Below are 16,421 nucleotides of genomic sequence, written 5' to 3'. Positions count from 1 at the left end.
CCTGCTTCATTTTGCTGACTTCCCGCGCCCGCTGCGCGGGGTTACTGACCCAAAAATAAATCAGAAACCTGCTCTAGGGAGTTTGCACTCATGACGCGCGTCGCTGTCGTAACCGGGGGAACGCGTGGCATTGGCCACGCCATCTCGATCGCACTCAAGAACAAGGGCTACCGCGTCGCCGCGAACTACGCTGGCAACGATGCCGCCGCCCAGCAGTTTCAGGTTGAGACCGGCATCCCGGTCTACAAGTGGAACGTCGGCGACTTCGATGCGTGCGCCAAGGGCGTGGCCGAAATCACCAAGGCCCTCGGGCCAGTCGACGTCCTGGTCAACAACGCCGGCATCACGCGCGATGCGATGCTGCACAAGATGACGCTTGACCAGTGGCGCGAAGTCGTCAACGTCGATCTCGACTCGGTCTTCAACATGAGCCGCGCCGTCATCGACTCCATGCGCGCGCGCAGCTTCGGCCGCATCATCAACATCTCGTCGATCAACGGCCGCAAGGGCCAGATGGGCCAGACCAACTACTCGGCTGCCAAGGCCGGCGTACACGGCTTCACCAAGGCGCTCGCCTTCGAAGGCGCCGCCAAGGGCATCACGGTCAACACCATCGCCCCCGGCTACGTCAACACCGAGATGGTGGCGGCCGTGCCGAAGGAAGTTCTCGAAACCAAGATCCTGCCGCTGATCCCCGTCGGTCGTCTCGGCACCTCTGAGGAGATTGCTCGCGCGGTGACCTTCCTCGCCGCCGACGACGCCGGCTTCATCACCGGCGCCTGCCTCGACGTCAACGGCGGCCACTACATCGCGCTCTGATCGCCACAAGCGTTTTCAAATCGACAAGCCGCGGAGGTTGCCCTCCGCGGCTTTTTTCTGTTTTCGTCGAAATTCGACAACGGCTGCGCTAGGCAGCCTCCAAATCTCTCGGTCAAAAACGCCGCGCCAACGCGGTTCTAACCTTGCTTTGCTTCGAATGCGTCCAATGTCCGAAGTGTAGGTCGAACGCCGGTTACTAAAACCACCAGACCAAATAGCGAGTATACCAGGGGGTACATCGCCAACAGTCCGTCTTGAATCTGCTCCGGGGTCAACTTGGTCCGACCGGCAGCAATGGCGATCGCTATTATCGCCACGTTCGGCGCGAACAGCGCGAAACCACGATGGATAGTGGACGACATCGCTGTCGAAGCCACGAACATCAGACTGATCGACAAAGCCGCCGACACGTCGAAAAAAAAATCGCCCGTAGCGCCGGCGTAACCGCAAGCGACAAGCAGCGGCGGCAAAGCCGAGTTCGCAACTATAGTTGGAAACAGAACCTTGCGAACGTTGACTTCACCTACGCGGTCGCGGACAGCATCTGCGACAACTCCGAGAAGATAGGAAACGACGGCCGCCACCCAAATCTCAGGCTTTGCAAGGATGTCGACAACTTGGTCCATATCCCTGTGTGGCCTTCAATTCAGGCAAACCGTAGGCATGCGGAGCAGCTAGCCCCGCAGGCGCGAGCGCACGATGCGTGGGAATTCCTCGTCCGGATCGTTGCCGAACGACGACCCGAGGTTCGGCGCGGCGCCGTGCTGGCCGCTGGCCGGAGCCTGCCACCGGTCTCCACCCTGCGGCGGGGCCGGCGCGTAGCTCGGAGCTTGCGGCTGTTGCTGCTGTGGCCGCGCGCCCTGAGGCGCAGGAGCGGCCTGCGCGGCCCGCTGCGACGGCGGAGCGCCGCCGAACCACGCGTCGATCAGATCGATCTCTTCCGCCGACAGGTTGAGCCCCTGCGAACGGCAGCGCGCGACCACGAAGTTGCGGAAGCGGCCCGCAAACAGATTGGCCGAGGCGCCCTGCTCGAACCACGGATCCGGTTCGCTCACGACCTCGAGCACGAAGCGCACATCATCGCGACGCACATCGAGACCCATCTCGCGGGCGCGCTGGCCGATGTTGACCAGCGTCTGCTGACCCGAAAGGTTGTTGGTGGCGATCTCCTCCGCCATCACCTCGAACAGCACGCGATATTCCGGCGGCGACAGGGGCGGCGCCTGGCAAGCCTCGTGGATCCGCGCGATCGACTGCTGGATCTGCGACGCCTGATCCGCAGCGCGGGAAGGCTGCGGAGCGGCCGGGCGGGCTGCGTATCCCTGCGCGCCGAGCTGCTGCTGTGGCACGACGCTCTGCTGCGGCACGGGCTCGGGAGCCTGCGGACGCGCCGGTCCACCGAGCTGCGGCCGTTCAGGCGGCGGCGCGAAGTAACCGGACTGTCCATAGGCGGGGGCCTGTGGCTCCTGGCGCGATGGCATCGGACGCTCGGCCCGGGGAGCCATCTCCGGCGCACGGCGATCGGCCGTCATGCGAGGATCACCGAGGTCGCTGCGCGTGTCACGCGACGGCGCGTAACGCGGCTCCTCGAAACGGGCCGGCTCGACGCGTTCGTTCAAGCCGCGCTCGCCGAGGCGCGGATCGCGCTCACCAATGCGTTGATCGACGGGGCGCTGCGGCGTGTAGGCGGGCTCCATCCGCGGCTCGCGGGCGAAGTCGGACCGCGCGTCCGGCTGACGAACGGGCGCAGGCTCCTTATAGCGGGGCTCGGACGCGAGCGGCTGCGGCGGCGCAACCGGAACCTCGGAACGGACGTCCGCACGCTGTTCGACACGCGGCTCGCGCGTGATCTGCGCCTGCGAACGCACGTCGAGCTCGCGGCCGATCTGGCGCGTCGGCTCATAAGCGAAGTAAGGCGGCTCAGCCGACAGCTTGACGTCCTGCGGCAGGCCCTTGGTGAGGAGGTCGCGGAAGCTTCCAGCCCCGCCCCATCCGGAGCCAACGGTCTTCTCATGGCCCAGCACCCGAACGGCGCGATCCGCCAGCGCTTCGAGCGGCACCGGCTGCTGAGCCTGACGCACTGCACCAACCACTTCAGCGACGATCGACTTGCGCATGACCTCGAGATCGGCCGAGGTCGGCGCGCGCAGTTCACCGCCCGCGCGCGGCTCGGCGTCGAGCCGGCCATCGAGCAACAGCGTGATGAGGTCCGCCTCGCGGATCTCGCCGTCACTGATGGCGGTGTAAGGCTGCGCCGTGTGATCGTTTGCGAACACTGCCGTGCGGCGGTCGTGCGCGCGCAAGCGATGCAGCACGGGCGTGAAGTCCGCGTCACCCGACAGCAGGATGAATTCTTGGAACCGCGTCTCGTGGGTCAGCATATCGCGGACATCCATCACCATGCGGATATCGGCGGAGTTCTTGAGCTGGGCCGTCAGCGGCGGGCAGTCGATGACCTCGAAGCCGGCGCGCAGGAAGTGATGGCGCACGAACGGAAACGAATTCATGTCCGTCGAGTTGTCGCTCGCATTGCGGCGCGGAACGGGATTGCCGTAGCACCGGCTCATGACGATGCGCCTCGGCTGGGCGAAGTCGCTCCCCGCCGTCGGCGTGATCAGTCGCCCGCTTTCGATCTCGCGCAGCCACAGCGCCGCGTCCTTGGCGAACCGCTTGGCTGCTTCTTCATTCTTCCGTTTCAGCGACAGGTAGATGTTGTCGTAGTCGACAAATACCGTACTGAGAACAGCCCCGGTGGACTCCACCCTCATATTCTGCAACCCCCGCTGCGCGCACACTTTTTCGATTGGTTTGCACTGTTTACGAGTCGGGTTTCAGCGGCAAGCGTAGCGCGGACGCGCTCCGCAGGAATCACAGGTCGCACAGATAAATCAGCGACTTAGGACGACTATCCTGATGTAATGAACGGTGGAAAACTTTTCCGCCCCGGCAATTGCCCGTCAGGCCGCGGGAAACGCACCGGGAGGCGCAAAATCCGCCGGCGCCATCTCGAAGCCCTCGAAACGAAACCCAGGCGACACGGTGCACCCGACCAGCGTCCAGTCGCCGAGCGACCACGCCTGCTGCCAGTGGCCCTTCAGCACCACTCCTTGCGGCCGCTCGCCCTCAAGCACATGAGGGCCGAGGCGCATGGCCGAGCTTGGCCCGTCCGGCGGCGCGGTCGCGAGCATCAGCGGCGCGCCCGCATGCCAGTGCCAGATCTCGACGGCATCGACGCGGTGCCAGCGCGAAACCTCTCCGGCCTTGAGCAGAAAATAGATCGCGGTCGAGTGCCCGCGTCCCGCGGGCCCGTCGGCGTCGCGGAACGTCTCCTTGAAGAAGCCGCCTTCAGGATGCGGCGCGAGGTCGAGCACGGCGATGATCTCGTCTGCGGTCATGGGATGCTCTCTCGAAACGGCGCTGTGAATAAAGCCGCGTTACGCCCGGCGTCACGCGCGGTTTTTGCGCTCGCGAAGATCGGCGAAGACCTTCCAGTTTTCCGCCCTCGCCAAGCCGGTCAGCGCGCGGATCGAAGCCTGATCGACGCGCAGGAACACGTTCGTCTCGCGTTCGAGATCGACGCGTGTCGGCAGCGTTGCGCGGCCCTCCGCGCGCGCCGCTTCGGCATCCGCAAGCCGCTCGGCCAGACGCGCATTGCCCGGCTCGATCGAGAGCCCGAACTTGGCGTTCGACACCGTGTACTCGTGCCCGCAGTAGAGGAGCGTCTCCGGCGGCAGCCGCGCGATTTTCTCGAGCGAGCCCCACATCATCTGCGGCGTGCCTTCGAGCACCCGGCCGCATCCCATTGCAAACAGCGTATCGCCGACGAACGCGACGCCGGCCTGCTCGATCCAATAGCTGACGTGTCCGAGGGTGTGCCCCGGCGTGTCCAGCACCGCAATCCTGAGGCTGCCGAGCGAGAGCACGTCCGGCTCGCCCACCGCTTGGTCGAGACCCGGAATCCGTCCCGCCTCGCCTTTCGGACCGATCACCTTGCACGAGGTCTTCGACCGCACCGCCGGGATGCCCGCGATATGATCGGCGTGATGATGCGTGACGAGGATATGGGTGAGCGTCCAGCCGCGCTCGTCGAGTGCCGCCAGCACGGCCGCGCCGTCCGGCGCATCGATCGCAAGTGTGACGCCCCCTTCCCGATCGTGGACGAGAACGCCATAATTGTCCTTGAGGCACGGGAATTGGTGAATTTCGGGTTGGGTCATGTCTTCGCGCTGAAACGCGCCTGCGTTAATGCCGACGGCGTGGCGGAAGGCTATAGTCGCTTCCGCGTCATTTCAATGCCGCTTGCTCATTTCCAATGCCGATAACATGAAATGACAATCTAATCGGACCCGTTCACCTGCATGCATCTGGATGTCGCCGCCCTCAAAGAATTCTATGCGACGCCCCTCGGGCAAATCGCACGGCGATTGCTGGCGCGGCGCATCCGTGCCCACTGGGGTGCGGCGACGGGAGACACCGTGGCCGCGCTTGGCTTCGGGACGCCGTTCCTCGGCGCCTATCGCAATGAGGCCAAGCAGATTTGCGCGCTGATGCCCGCAAGCCAGGGCGCATTGATCTGGCCGCCGTCCGCCGCGATCCTGTCGACGCTCGTCGAGGAAGGCTCTCTGCCGCTGCGCGACAATTCCATCGACCGCCTGCTCGTCGTCCACTGCCTGGAAGTTGCCGAGCAGGTGAAGCCGCTGCTGCGCGAGCTGTGGCGCGTCGTGAAGCCCGAAGGCCGCGTGCTCGTCGTCGTCCCCAACCGGCGCGGACTATGGGCCCATGTCGACACGACGCCGTTCGGCCAAGGCCGCCCGTACAGCCGTTCGCAGCTCGACCTCCTGTTGCAGCAGTCGCTGTTCACGCCGATGTCGTGGGAGACGGCGCTGCACCTGCCGCCGCTGGACCGCGCCATGCTCGTGCGCTCCGCCGCCGCGTGGGAGCGGATTGGCGCGAAGATGTCGCCGCGCTTCGGCGGCGTCTTGATCGTGGAAGCGCGCAAGGAAACGACGGCGCCGATCTCAGGCAAGGCGGTCCGCTCCAAGGCGCTGCGCGAGATGGTCACGATCCGCTGACAGACATCGGGCGGCGGGCGAAGGCCGTCTAGCTCTTGCGCCGCAGCTTGAACACGGCCTTCTCGCCGAGCAGGTTCTGCAGCGACAGCGACCGCTTGATCGGCAGCCGCTGCCCCTTGGCGTTGAACGCCACCGCGTCCTCGACTTCCGCATCGACCAGCGCCACCAGATCGACGAAATCCTTGATCGTGCAGAGGTGCGCGTCTGCGGTCGTGTACCAGGGCTCGGGCAGGTTCGGCGTCATCGGCATGCGGCCGGAGAGCAAAAGCTGGGCGCGGATCCGCCAGTGGCCGAAGTTCGGAAACGACACGATCGCGTGACGCCCGATCCTGAGCAGGTTCTCGAGCACCGTCTTAGGATGCCGCGTCGCCTGGATCGTCAGCGAAAGAATGGCGAAGTCGAAGGCCTGGTCCGGATAATCGGCCAGATCGCGATCGGCGTCACCCTGAATGACCGAGAGCCCGCGCGTCACGCACTGGTTCACCTTCTCGCGCGACAGCTCGACGCCACGCGCATCGACGTCCTTCGTTGCCGCCAGCAAATGCAGCAGCGCGCCGTCGGCGCAGCCGACATCGAGCACGCGGGCCCGCGGCGTTACCATTTCGGCGATGAGCGCATGGTCGGCGCGAACCAAGCCTGAGAACGGAACGGCTTTTTGCATCAGGCTCGCCCCTCTTGCGCGCGACCTTCTTGCGAAAGTCCGCGTTTGGCCATCGCTGCCGAGAGAAAGCCGCGCACCGTGTCGTGGAACTCGGGCTCGTGCAGCAGGAAGGCGTCGTGGCCCTTGTCGCTCTCGATCTCGACGAACGAGACGTTGGCCGCCACGGCATTCAGCGCCTTCACGATCGCCTTGCTGTCGCGCGTCGGATAAAGCCAGTCGCTGGTGATCGACACGACGCAGAACTGCGTCTGCGTGCCCGTGAACGCGTTGGCAAGCTTGCCGCCATGCGCACCTTCCAGGTCGAAGTAATCCATGGCGCGCGTGATGTAGAGATAGCTGTTGGCGTCGAAGCGGTCGACGAACGTCGAGCCCTGGTGGCGCAGATAACTTTCGATCTTGAAATCCGCGTCGAACGAGAACGACCGCGTTGCGCGATCCTGCAGGTTGCGGCCGAACTTCCCTTGCAGCGCCTTCTCGGACAGATAGGTGATGTGCGCGGCCATGCGCGCGACCGCGAGGCCGTTCTTCGGCACCACGCCGAACTCGGAATAGGCGCCGCCCCGCCACTCCGGATCGGCCATCACCGCCTGCCGGCCGACCTCGTGGAAGGCGATGTTCTGCGCCGAATGCCAGGGCGCCGTCGCGATCGCAATGGCGGTCGCCACGCGGCTCTTCTGGCGCGTCGCCCATTCGAGCACCTGCATGCCGCCCATCGAGCCGCCGATCACGGAAAACAGCACGCCGATCCCGAGATGATCGATGAGGCGCACCTGTGCGTCCACCATGTCGCCGATAGTGATGATCGGAAAATCGAGGCCGTAGGGCTTGCCCGTTTTCGGATTGAGCGACGCGGGGCCGGTCGAGCCCATACAGCCGCCGAGGATATTCGGGCAGATGACGAAGAAGCGTTCCGTATCGACGGGCTTGCCGGGACCCACCAGCGCTTGCCACCAGCCGGGTTTGCCCGTCACCGGATGGACGTCGGCCACGTATTGATCTCCGGTCAGCGCATGGCAGATCAGAATGGCATTCGACTTGTCGGCGTTGAGCTGGCCGTAGGTTTGATAGGCGATGGAGAGCGGCGCCAGCAGCTGGCCGGATTCGAGCCGCAACGGCTGGTCGTCGGGAAACACCACCAGTTGGCTCGAGGGATTGTGAACCTCGGACAGGCGTTGTTCCGCCTTCGGCGGCCCGCCCGCGCGGCTTTCGTCCTTAGGCGCGGAAAAAGTGCCCATGCCTTGTGCGCTCCCAGACCCGCGACAGGCGCGGGCGCTCGACACCGGCCTGAACTGGACCGGCCCAACCGAAAATGATCCGGGTGCGCGACGGCCCATTTAGCGACTTATTTAACGTGGCTGCAAGCCGGCCGGCCAAATCACCACGAGCGGAAACAAGCCCTCAATATCGGAGCTGTGCGCCGCGGGTCAAGGGTCGCCACAGCTAGCTCTGCCGTTCGGCGGGCCCCGGACGACCGCCGGGGAACGTACGCGGCCCTCTAAGTGTTACGTCTGAGTGTTAACGGAAGAGCAATGGGGTATCCCCGATGGTACGACGGGATAGGCGGCGGGGGAGTTGCGAAAGCCACACCATCGGCCGAAATCGCCTCCCAGCATCGACAGTGCGCACAACGTGGGTTAACGTAGAGCCATGAAAACTCTCGGTCTCTTGAAAATCGTCGCCGTTGCGGCTGTGCTTGCGCTGCCCACGGTTTCCGCTCCGGCCTTCGCCCAGAGCCCAGGCGCCAAAACGAAGCCGCTCCGCGGCGTCGTTCGCCCGTCACCTCGGCGCGGCGGGTACTCGTACAAGTACCTGCAGGGCGTCGACACGCGTCGCTTCAATGATCCGACCATCACCGAGCAGACGGTCGGCGGACCGTTTGACAACGGGTTCTTCTTCTCGTCGCCCAGCGCACCGCGTGGCGGCGACAGCCCGTACATGCAGTAAGCGGCGACAGCCGCACATGCAGTAGACGGCACGCGCGCCGTTTTCGCATTTCGGCTGACGTTCTGAAAAGACGGTCTAAAAAATATGACCCGCGCGGGCTTCGGCCTGCGCGGGTTTTCTATTTCCTTCGACGCTAGAAGACGACTTCCAGGCTGAGCTTGAGCGTGGTCGATGGCGTGTTGCTGTTCAAGCCGAACAGGGCCCCGAGCCCCAGGCTCACCGGCGCCTCCCTGTCGTCGTGCTTGTGGTCATTGTTGGCGGCGGTTCCGCCGAGCCCCGGATCGAAATTCCAGTAGACCACCGGCCCGATGCGATGCTGGTCGAAATCACCGAACACTGCGGCCTCTTCGCTCCGCCCGCCCCGCCCGCCGACACGCTCGATGGTGCCGTACGTCTCCAGCGCGAGATCGATGCTCTCCGACCAATGATATTTGAGGTGGTTGGCGTAGGAAAAATCGATCTTTTCGTCCTTTTGCCCGGCATCGTTCCGTTCACCGCCAAAAAACTGCACGAGCACCGGATTGAGAGTGAGCTGCCAGGGTCCGCTCGCCCATTCGAAAATGGGGCCTGTGATGAGGGTTTGCGCCCCACCGCGTTCGGCGGGCACTTCATACTCGGCAACGAAGCCGAGCCCGAAGCCGTCGCCCTCGCGCGGGATCGCGATCCAGATCACCTCGCCCGAGTACTCGTCGAGCTTGAGGTCCTGGAAACCGTCGGCCTCACGGAGCGTGGTGAACTCTTCACGCCGCTCAGCCTCGTACTCGATACCGATACGCGTTTTGAAATTACGCGTGAGGACAAATTCCAGTTCGAGCGCGTTGCGGGATCGCGCCTGGGTATTGTCGTCGCCCTCGAGCTCTCCGTTTTCAAGCACGGTCCTGCGGCGGGGCACGCCGAGGGAATAGGCATTTTGGCTCTGGAATTCGATTTCGCCTGGATCGGCGTCGAGCGATTTGACCTCGAACTGGCCGATTGCCGGGCCGGCCCAGGTCGCGGTCGATGCCGCGCTCGCGAGGCCAGAGGCCCCAGCGGCGACTAAAATCCAAACAGCGCCCTTGGCGCCAGCCTCCCTCAACCCACGCATACGTCCTCCCCAAGGACTTTTTCCCGATTAGTCGGGATATATGCGCAATATCAAGGCAAATCTGACGCGCCGCTGACAACGTGATGGGAGAGTCACCAACGGGCCGCGATGAAGGCGGGCTTGTCCCCTCATCCGAGCCGGACGACGGGCTCAGGACGGGCCGCATGCGTGCTCCTCGCGGCCGTGCTGTCCCAATGCCTCGAGGATCAAAAAATCACCTTCGCCGCAGCCGCCGGACGCGGCCAAGGCGACAAAGTGCGAACACCGCTTTAGGGAGCAATCCCGGCTTCGGCACCTGCATGCTGCCGCCGCGCTTCGCGGCAGAAAGCTTGGCGGCGGCGAGGATCTATGGGCCTTGTGATCGCCAGGACCGCATGATTAGTGACGGTCACGGCAGCGGCGAGAGGCTTGAGAATTCGACATGAAGGTTCTTGTGACCGGCAATGCGGGCTTCATCGGCTTCCACCTGGCCAAGCGTCTGCTCGAACGTGGCGACGAGGTGATCGGTTTCGATGTCGTCAACGACTACTACGACACCGGCATCAAGGAAGCGCGCCTCGCCGTTCTCGAAGAGACCGCGCGCGCCAACGGCGGCAAGGACAGCTACCACTTCGTGCGCGCCAACCTGGCCGACCGCGCCGTGGTCGACGCCTGCTTCAAAACCCATAAGCCCGATCGCGTCGTCAACCTCGCGGCCCAGGCCGGCGTGCGTTACAGCCTCGTCAACCCGCATGCCTACGTCGAAAGCAACATCGTCGCCTTCACGAACCTGCTCGAAGCCTGCCGCCACCACGAGACGCAGCACCTCACGTACGCCAGCACCTCGTCCGTCTACGGCGCCGACACGGCCATGCCCTTCTCCGAGCATGAGGGCGCGAACCACCCGCTGCAATTCTACGCCGCGACCAAGCGCGCCAACGAGCTGATGGCGCACAGCTACAGCCACCTCTTCAAATTGCCGACCACGGGCCTGCGCTTCTTCACGGTCTACGGACCCTGGGGCCGCCCGGACATGGCACTATCCCTCTTCACCAAGGGCATTCTCGCCGGCGAGCCGATCAAGGTCTTCAACAACGGCAACCACACACGCGATTTCACCTACGTGTCCGACATCGTCGAAGGCGTCGTGCGCGCCAGCGACCAGATCGCGGCACCTGATCCGGCCTGGAACAGCGACAAGCCGGACCCCGCAACGAGCAACGCGCCCTACCGCATTTTCAACATCGGCAACAGCAAGCCCGTCGCGCTCGACACCTACATCTGCGCCATCGAGGACGCCGTCGGCAAAAAGGCTATTCGCGAACTGCTGCCGTTGCAGCCAGGCGATGTGCCGTCCACGTACGCGAACGTCGAGGCGCTCGAGAACGCCGTGGGATATAAGCCGGCCACGACCGTCCGCGACGGCGTCAATGCGTTCGTGGCTTGGTACCGCGCCTACCACAACGTCTGAGGTCCGCGCCGACCACAACATCTGAGCGCCCCTCGTGCGGGAGCGCCCCCTGAGTACGAGCCGGCAACGACGCGAGCGCCCGCCCAACCGGCACCCAGCGGAGAGCCCTCTCGCGTTTGAGCGGGAGCATCCGAACGCCCACCTGCTGGCCTGCGCGGGCCTCAACCTCCCTGAAACCTCAGGGAGTTGGCGGCATGATCCCCTTGAGGCAACGGGCCGCGAGCAAGACCCTTGCGCTCGCGCAATACACCGATTAGAAGTTGCCGCCTTGCCATGTCACAGACGGCCGACGCGCCGTCGAGGGGCTTGTTTCCACGATCTTTGGCAAGATGCGCCCGTAGCTCAGCTGGATAGAGCACCAGACTACGAATCTGGGGGTCGGAGGTTCGAATCCTTCCGGGCGCGCCATTCTCACAACTCCACACAACTACATCAATGCATTAGACGCCGCGCTTGGCTAACCCGAGTTTCAGGTTAGCCAGTTTTCGTTTGAGCTTCGTTCTCGTCGTGGTCGTCCTTGATCGAAGCCATCGCCTTCACCGCGGCCTTCTCGCGGTTGTAGTCCCTGATGTATCTCTCGATGACGGCGATGCTCTGTCCGGTGATGCGCTGATCGCCGCAGATGTGCACCCTGCCTCGGCGAGACGCCGACAGCTGGAAACGAAACCACATTCTAGAATTGCTACCGGTCGGCGTGGCACCCGCGCAAACGCGCGGGCCCGTCGAGCCGCTCGTCACTCCCGATAGTTTTCCATATAGAAGCGGATCAAATCCGACGTTCTACACAAATCGAGTTTTTCCTTGATGCGCGAGCTGGCGTTCGCGATCGTTTTATAAGCGGAGCCCATCTCCGTTGCGACCTGCTGCAAACTTTTGCCTTCGCCCAGCAAACGAAGAATTTCCTGCTCGCGATTGGTCAGCTTGTTCAGAGCATCCTCGGATGTGGCGCAGAACAAAGAGACCTTCTCGCTCATCGAAGCATCCACATACCGCTCACCCTTCATTACTTGAGAGATCGCATCGCGCAGCACCTCAAGCGGCGAACTCTTGGTTACGTAGCCAAAAGCTCCAGTCCGAATGGCGCGACTCGCCATGGCCGGGTCTGCGTAAGCGGTGAAGATCAAGACTTTGGCAGCTCGGTCATGGGCCTTGATTCTTCGAAGGACCTCGATACCGCTTACACCATTGAGCTTCATATCGAGGATGACCAAGTCGGGCTTCATATCCCGCGCGATTGGGATGGCAGACTTGGCATCGGATGCTTCGAATATGTAGACGTCAGGCTCGCGGGCGAAGAGCTGGCGAATGCCGTTGCGGATCACGGCGTGATCGTCGACTACCAAAATCTTCATGGCTTTCCGAAGCTGCGAATGGGGATTATTTCCCACAAGATCCGGGAACAATAAGCACGTTATGCAATAACATACCAATCGCATGGCCGGAAGGCCGTAACGACACTTGCTGTCTCAACGGCCAGCGGAGCCAACAGGGATTCTGACGTCGGTCCGACGACCTCCCCCCGGTTGGCTTTGACGCGCGCTCGATCGGGTGGTTTTCCCTGGAACTGCCGATCGTCGCGTTCGTTTGGCTGAGACAATTAAAAAATGGAGGAAGCTATGAAGGCTATTCTAGCAGCCACCGCTGCGTTGCTCCTGTTTACGGCCACGGTCGTGGCTGAAGAAACCAAGATGCAGCCTGGTGAACCAACTACGGGTGACGCTGGAAAGAGCACGAACTCGGACGGATCGGCCGGAGCTAATCCCTCATCGGAAGGCACGGCTATCAACCAGAGCAAGAATACAGGGTCAGACCCAAGTTCTGCCGGCAAGAGCACTAATTCTGACGGTTCCAGCGGCGCCACTGGCGCTTCGTCAGGAGAAGGCGGGAGCTCTGCCGATAAAGCAAAATAGTGGTCTGCGTCTGCAGTGTTTCTTCAGCCCCGCTCTCGGCGGGGCCTTTGATTCAGGATCACCAAATACGCCTGCAACGGTGCGTCGGAGTTCATGCGTTACTCGCGCAGTTTGTCGCCCACGCAATTAGGGGCGGTCAAGACGAGTTGCGCGCGCTCTGCGCGTCGTGGGCGAGATCCGCTGAGGCGCCTCGCCTCTGTCAATCACCTTAGGGATTTTTCAAGGGCAGGCGCATCTTCCGTCGCCACGACTCTTCCGAACGCGATCACCTTTGTTTTATCGCTGACCCAGGCTTGCGGCGGACGTCCATGCAGCTTCTCACAGGCCGCGACCGATTTGCTAATCTCGTCATCGGCGACGAAATAGTAGTGTCCAGCTTTGCCGAGCACCGGGCCGAGCGTATTAAAATATTCTTGGGCCAGCTCAAGAGCGCGTTGGTCGACGCAGTGATCTGTCTCGTTGAACGCCGAGAGGGGAATGCGCTCGTCGTTGAACTGTGCTCTCGCAGATTTATCGGCTGCAGATGACGCAACGAAGCGGGTGCCGACAACAATTGTCAGCATGTCATCTGAAACGTCAGTGGGGGCGGAAAATGTTTGGAGAGATGGCGACTGAGCGAGCACTGCGGATACACCGACGAGCAACGTCCATGAGGTAATGACCGCAATGCTAAGGCGTGGCAATCGACTTGAGGTGCGCATTGATGTCCTCTCCGGATGCATGGCCTCCCGGCGTCGGCATCTGCTTGAAAAGCCTATCAAGCCGACCAATCGCTGTCTATTTGCATCGCTTTTTCTGACGCGGGCTTTGGGTGCGTTGACACGCGAGAACCGTTCACTGGCTAACCGGCGCCGCAGGCAATCCGATGCATGACGACGGCGCTGCTTAGTCGAAATGAGCGAGCTGCGAGCAAATTGCTGGAATGTCGCGTTCGCGAGACCCATCAAGAGCGACATACCGCCCTGGCGTCTCCTCCTCGCGCAGCGAGTCGCCCGCGATCGTGTAGTAGAACTGAGGAGGGCGTGAAAGATCGATCGCTAGCAGGCGAGACTGCTGCCACAGAAACGTGTGAAACGCCTTGTCCTCGGTATCGTCCTTGAAGACTGCAACGACTGTTGGCGAGGTACGGAGCCGTTTTCCGATACGATCGGCAATGCCGCCGGGCATGACTGCATGGGCGTAACCTGGGATGACAACCAGCTTGCCACCCCCGCTGGCTGTAACTTCGCGCTCAATGTAGGCCGCCAGTTCGTCATCGTGGCTAAACCGCTCGCGCATGATGGCTGAGTCTCGCTGTGCCTTCGTCACCTTGCCATCGAGGCCATATCTGAGCCATGCCACGTCATCGAGCTCGGCGAGGCATCGGTAGACGGGGTCATTGAAAGTCGTGAAGCCACCCAGCGGATTGTTGAAGTCGTAGAAAATGACGTTGATGCCGAGCTGCCGAGACAGGAGAACCTGCCGGCCAATGGCGATCGCCACCCGGTGCTGCGTCGTAGTGGATTGCTCCTCAGGATGATCCGGGTCGACGAAATGCCAGAGCCCTGAACGGATAACATCCTGAGCGAACGCTTCGACGTCCTCTACGGTTTCGATCCGCGAGGCTTGGCGGCCGAGTACCCGCGGGATTTCTATCGCGACGTGGCGCACGCCTGATCGGGTCATGGCCTCGAACAAAAATTCCGATGAGAAGAAAGAAATGCGATCGCGCACGCCGTGCTTGACGTCGGCGAGAACGATAAGATCTCCCGACTGGAGGAGCCCTTCGAGCGAATGTGCTTCTCTGAGAGGATGATCTGCTGTGGCTGGGAAGGCGTAAACCAAGATGCAAAGGGCCGCAACGCAGCGACGATATGCTCGCAGGTTAGGTCGCGTCGAGTTGACCGGCTCGGCCCGGCCGCGAACGAGGCAATTATGCAGCTTCATGGGTTCACCGCCAACCGCAGTTCTATCGCTCAGAGTTCGCCGGACGGAACCTCCCAAGAATTTTCTTATGGCCAAGGTTATATGGATTCATCACTTCTGCAACTGGTCCACTCGCCTTGTTGTTGAACAATATCTGATATGCAATTCACCATCGGCCCGTCAGTTGCATCGAACCTCCAGCAATGTGCAACCCGACAAAAATGCCAGCAATCGCAGGTCACAGAAGCGGATATCGAACGATTTGGACGCCCGAGGCCTGCCGGAGGGCGATGAGGTAGTGTCTGGCTTTCAGGGGAAGGCCCAACCCGAGCCAAGGGGCGGCCCAAGTTGAGAGCCGACTGCCGGCGCCTGCCTGGCGCATCAAGGACAACGACGATCTCCCGCGAACGCCCTGTCTAATCAGCTACGACTTGCAGCGACAAAATTTCTAGCATCGCCGCTTAGGGCACCACATCGAACGTCTTGGGATCGAAAGAGTATCGTGGAATCTGCACGAAGTTGCCGTCCTCGAGCGTTGGCACCTTATGCACGCGCACTTCGCCTACAGTAACTTTGCCGGATTTTTCATCCAGCCAGAAATCGATGTCATAAAACTGATCTTTGGTGCCCGCCTTGCGAAAATCCGTACACGCAAAGAAGCGACCGTCCTGCTTGAGTTTGCGTACGGGTTGATGGATCCCCACAAAGTCGAGAGACAGTTCTTCCCCCGTCTTATCGTCCTTGAGCTTGTACAGGCCGCCTCCCTTGGTGCGCTCGACAGCGATATGCTCGTGAAGGGCGCTCATGATTTCCCAGCCGCGCTTCACCTCGCTTTCACCAGGATGCTCTGAGGCTGGGATCCACCACCACGGTTTTGGCTGGCGAGTCATCTGCACCCATTTGTCGCCCTCCTTGCGCGGGGCTTTGTAGATCCGGACATCGACGATGCTCAATTTGCCAGCCTTCGGCTTCACCCAGAAATCGACCTGATATTTCTTGTCGGCCTCCGCGCTATCGGCAAAGACGACGTTGGGGAAGAACCCGTATCCATGAAGGGTGCGGACAAAATCCACGCCGACAAGCTTGAGCGCCAACGTTTGATCGAGCATCGTGTCTTTGACTGGGAACAGTCCGCCGTTTTTCTCAGCGGCAGAGGCGATCTCCTTCTCGATGAACGCCTGGACGTCGCCCGCCGAAAACTTGCCCATCTCGTTCGCGGATGCCCCGCCGTCGTCCATGGCGAACTGTTCGGTGGCTTTGCGGATATTCGTGTCCGGGTCCTTGAGGAAGGTCGTTCTTGAATCCTCGTTCCCGAAGCAAAATTTCTTACCGTCCGGCGCAGTCCAATTGACCGAGCAATCCGTCTTGATCCGCTTTCCTTCGGCAAGCCCCATGGCGCATTGACCGCCAAACTCGGGCTCGGAGGCAAGCGACGGAGCAACGGCGATCAAACCCACAACGAGCAACGCCGTAAAAAACTGCATGGCGCGTAATGCGCGCGAAACTCCGGCCGGGAACATTGGCGAACTCCGTTATCGCGAGGTGGCGCTGCAGCAGAATTTGAAACATGATAACA

The 16,421-nt window shown here is 62.2% G+C and carries 16 protein-coding genes, 1 tRNA gene and 1 riboswitch; of the genes, 5 read left to right on the top strand and 12 right to left on the bottom strand.

All coding sequences use genetic code 11. The features are described 5' to 3' along the window. Nucleotides 1-90: 90 nt before the first annotated feature. Nucleotides 91-819, top strand: a complete 729-nt coding sequence (phbB, locus tag ACTIFK_RS11795; protein WP_439543265.1) for an acetoacetyl-CoA reductase — start codon at nucleotides 91-93, stop codon at nucleotides 817-819. Between the two features lie 137 nt (nucleotides 820-956). Here phbB and ACTIFK_RS11790 read toward each other — a convergent pair whose 3' ends face one another. The 4 genes from ACTIFK_RS11790 to gloB all read right to left on the bottom strand — a co-directional run bounded on the left by ACTIFK_RS11790 (nucleotide 957) and on the right by gloB (nucleotide 5,036). Beyond that, nucleotides 957-1,445 (bottom strand): hypothetical protein, encoded by a 489-nt coding sequence (locus ACTIFK_RS11790; RefSeq protein WP_439543264.1) that lies wholly within the window; start codon nucleotides 1,443-1,445, stop codon nucleotides 957-959. A gap of 48 nt (nucleotides 1,446-1,493) precedes the next feature. Further along, entirely contained in the window at nucleotides 1,494-3,587 is a 2,094-nt protein-coding gene (locus ACTIFK_RS11785; RefSeq protein WP_439543263.1) for an NYN domain-containing protein, read from the bottom strand. Between the two features lie 189 nt (nucleotides 3,588-3,776). After that, a complete protein-coding gene (locus ACTIFK_RS11780) occupies nucleotides 3,777-4,214 on the bottom strand; it encodes a cupin domain-containing protein (protein WP_439543262.1) in 438 nt (145 codons plus the stop codon). A gap of 51 nt (nucleotides 4,215-4,265) precedes the next feature. Beyond that, on the bottom strand, nucleotides 4,266-5,036 hold the full coding sequence (gene gloB / locus ACTIFK_RS11775) for a hydroxyacylglutathione hydrolase (protein WP_439543261.1): 771 nt from the start codon (nucleotides 5,034-5,036) through the stop codon (nucleotides 4,266-4,268). 141 nt (nucleotides 5,037-5,177) lie between these two features. On the opposite strand from gloB, the gene ACTIFK_RS11770 reads away from it, so the two are divergent. Then, nucleotides 5,178-5,891 carry a methyltransferase domain-containing protein gene (locus ACTIFK_RS11770; protein ID WP_439543260.1) on the top strand — a complete coding sequence of 238 codons (714 nt, stop codon included), beginning with the start codon at nucleotides 5,178-5,180 and terminating at the stop codon, nucleotides 5,889-5,891. A gap of 28 nt (nucleotides 5,892-5,919) precedes the next feature. Here the strand turns inward: ACTIFK_RS11770 and metW are convergent, their stop codons facing one another. After that, on the bottom strand, nucleotides 5,920-6,552 hold the full coding sequence (gene metW, locus ACTIFK_RS11765) for a methionine biosynthesis protein MetW (protein WP_439543259.1): 633 nt from the start codon (nucleotides 6,550-6,552) through the stop codon (nucleotides 5,920-5,922). Then, nucleotides 6,552-7,787: a homoserine O-acetyltransferase MetX gene (gene metX / locus ACTIFK_RS11760; RefSeq protein WP_439543258.1), complete on the bottom strand. Its 1,236-nt coding sequence runs from the start codon at nucleotides 7,785-7,787 to the stop codon at nucleotides 6,552-6,554. The genes metW and metX overlap by 1 nt, the downstream gene beginning before the upstream one ends. 78 nt (nucleotides 7,788-7,865) lie before the next feature. Next, nucleotides 7,866-7,944, bottom strand: a riboswitch (SAM riboswitch). Between the two features lie 255 nt (nucleotides 7,945-8,199). On the opposite strand from metX, the gene ACTIFK_RS11755 reads away from it, so the two are divergent. Next, nucleotides 8,200-8,496 carry a hypothetical protein gene (locus tag ACTIFK_RS11755; RefSeq protein ID WP_439543257.1) on the top strand — a complete coding sequence of 99 codons (297 nt, stop codon included), beginning with the start codon at nucleotides 8,200-8,202 and terminating at the stop codon, nucleotides 8,494-8,496. 133 nt (nucleotides 8,497-8,629) lie between these two features. Here the strand turns inward: ACTIFK_RS11755 and ACTIFK_RS11750 are convergent, their stop codons facing one another. Next, on the bottom strand, nucleotides 8,630-9,580 hold the full coding sequence (locus ACTIFK_RS11750) for a hypothetical protein (protein ID WP_439543256.1): 951 nt from the start codon (nucleotides 9,578-9,580) through the stop codon (nucleotides 8,630-8,632). A 421-nt stretch (nucleotides 9,581-10,001) separates the two neighbouring features. On the opposite strand from ACTIFK_RS11750, the gene ACTIFK_RS11745 reads away from it, so the two are divergent. Next, entirely contained in the window at nucleotides 10,002-11,030 is a 1,029-nt protein-coding gene (locus tag ACTIFK_RS11745) for an NAD-dependent epimerase (RefSeq protein WP_439543255.1), read from the top strand. A 331-nt stretch (nucleotides 11,031-11,361) separates the two neighbouring features. After that, a tRNA-Arg gene (locus ACTIFK_RS11740) sits at nucleotides 11,362-11,438 on the top strand. A gap of 66 nt (nucleotides 11,439-11,504) precedes the next feature. Here ACTIFK_RS11740 and ACTIFK_RS11735 read toward each other — a convergent pair. From ACTIFK_RS11735 to ACTIFK_RS11715, 5 genes are all read right to left on the bottom strand, one after another. Next, nucleotides 11,505-11,660: a hypothetical protein gene (locus ACTIFK_RS11735; RefSeq protein WP_439543254.1), complete on the bottom strand. Its 156-nt coding sequence runs from the start codon at nucleotides 11,658-11,660 to the stop codon at nucleotides 11,505-11,507. A 104-nt stretch (nucleotides 11,661-11,764) separates the two neighbouring features. Continuing rightward, nucleotides 11,765-12,382 carry a response regulator transcription factor gene (locus ACTIFK_RS11730; RefSeq protein ID WP_439543253.1) on the bottom strand — a complete coding sequence of 206 codons (618 nt, stop codon included), beginning with the start codon at nucleotides 12,380-12,382 and terminating at the stop codon, nucleotides 11,765-11,767. Nucleotides 12,383-13,143: 761 nt separating this feature from the next. Beyond that, the gene (locus tag ACTIFK_RS11725) at nucleotides 13,144-13,641 is read right to left on the bottom strand and encodes a hypothetical protein (RefSeq protein WP_439543252.1); all 498 of its coding nucleotides are present in this window, start codon (nucleotides 13,639-13,641) and stop codon (nucleotides 13,144-13,146) included. Between the two features lie 184 nt (nucleotides 13,642-13,825). Continuing rightward, the gene (locus tag ACTIFK_RS11720; protein ID WP_439543251.1) at nucleotides 13,826-14,866 is read right to left on the bottom strand and encodes a hypothetical protein; all 1,041 of its coding nucleotides are present in this window, start codon (nucleotides 14,864-14,866) and stop codon (nucleotides 13,826-13,828) included. A gap of 440 nt (nucleotides 14,867-15,306) precedes the next feature. After that, entirely contained in the window at nucleotides 15,307-16,365 is a 1,059-nt protein-coding gene (locus ACTIFK_RS11715; RefSeq protein WP_439543250.1) for a hypothetical protein, read from the bottom strand. Nucleotides 16,366-16,421: the final 56 nt, after the last annotated feature.

The organism is Hyphomicrobium sp. (assembly GCF_051860585.1).
GTDB lineage: Bacteria > Pseudomonadota > Alphaproteobacteria > Rhizobiales > Hyphomicrobiaceae > Hyphomicrobium_C.
The sequence above is the reverse complement of the archived record's forward strand: the minus strand, read 5'-3'. Positions and strand labels throughout refer to the sequence as shown.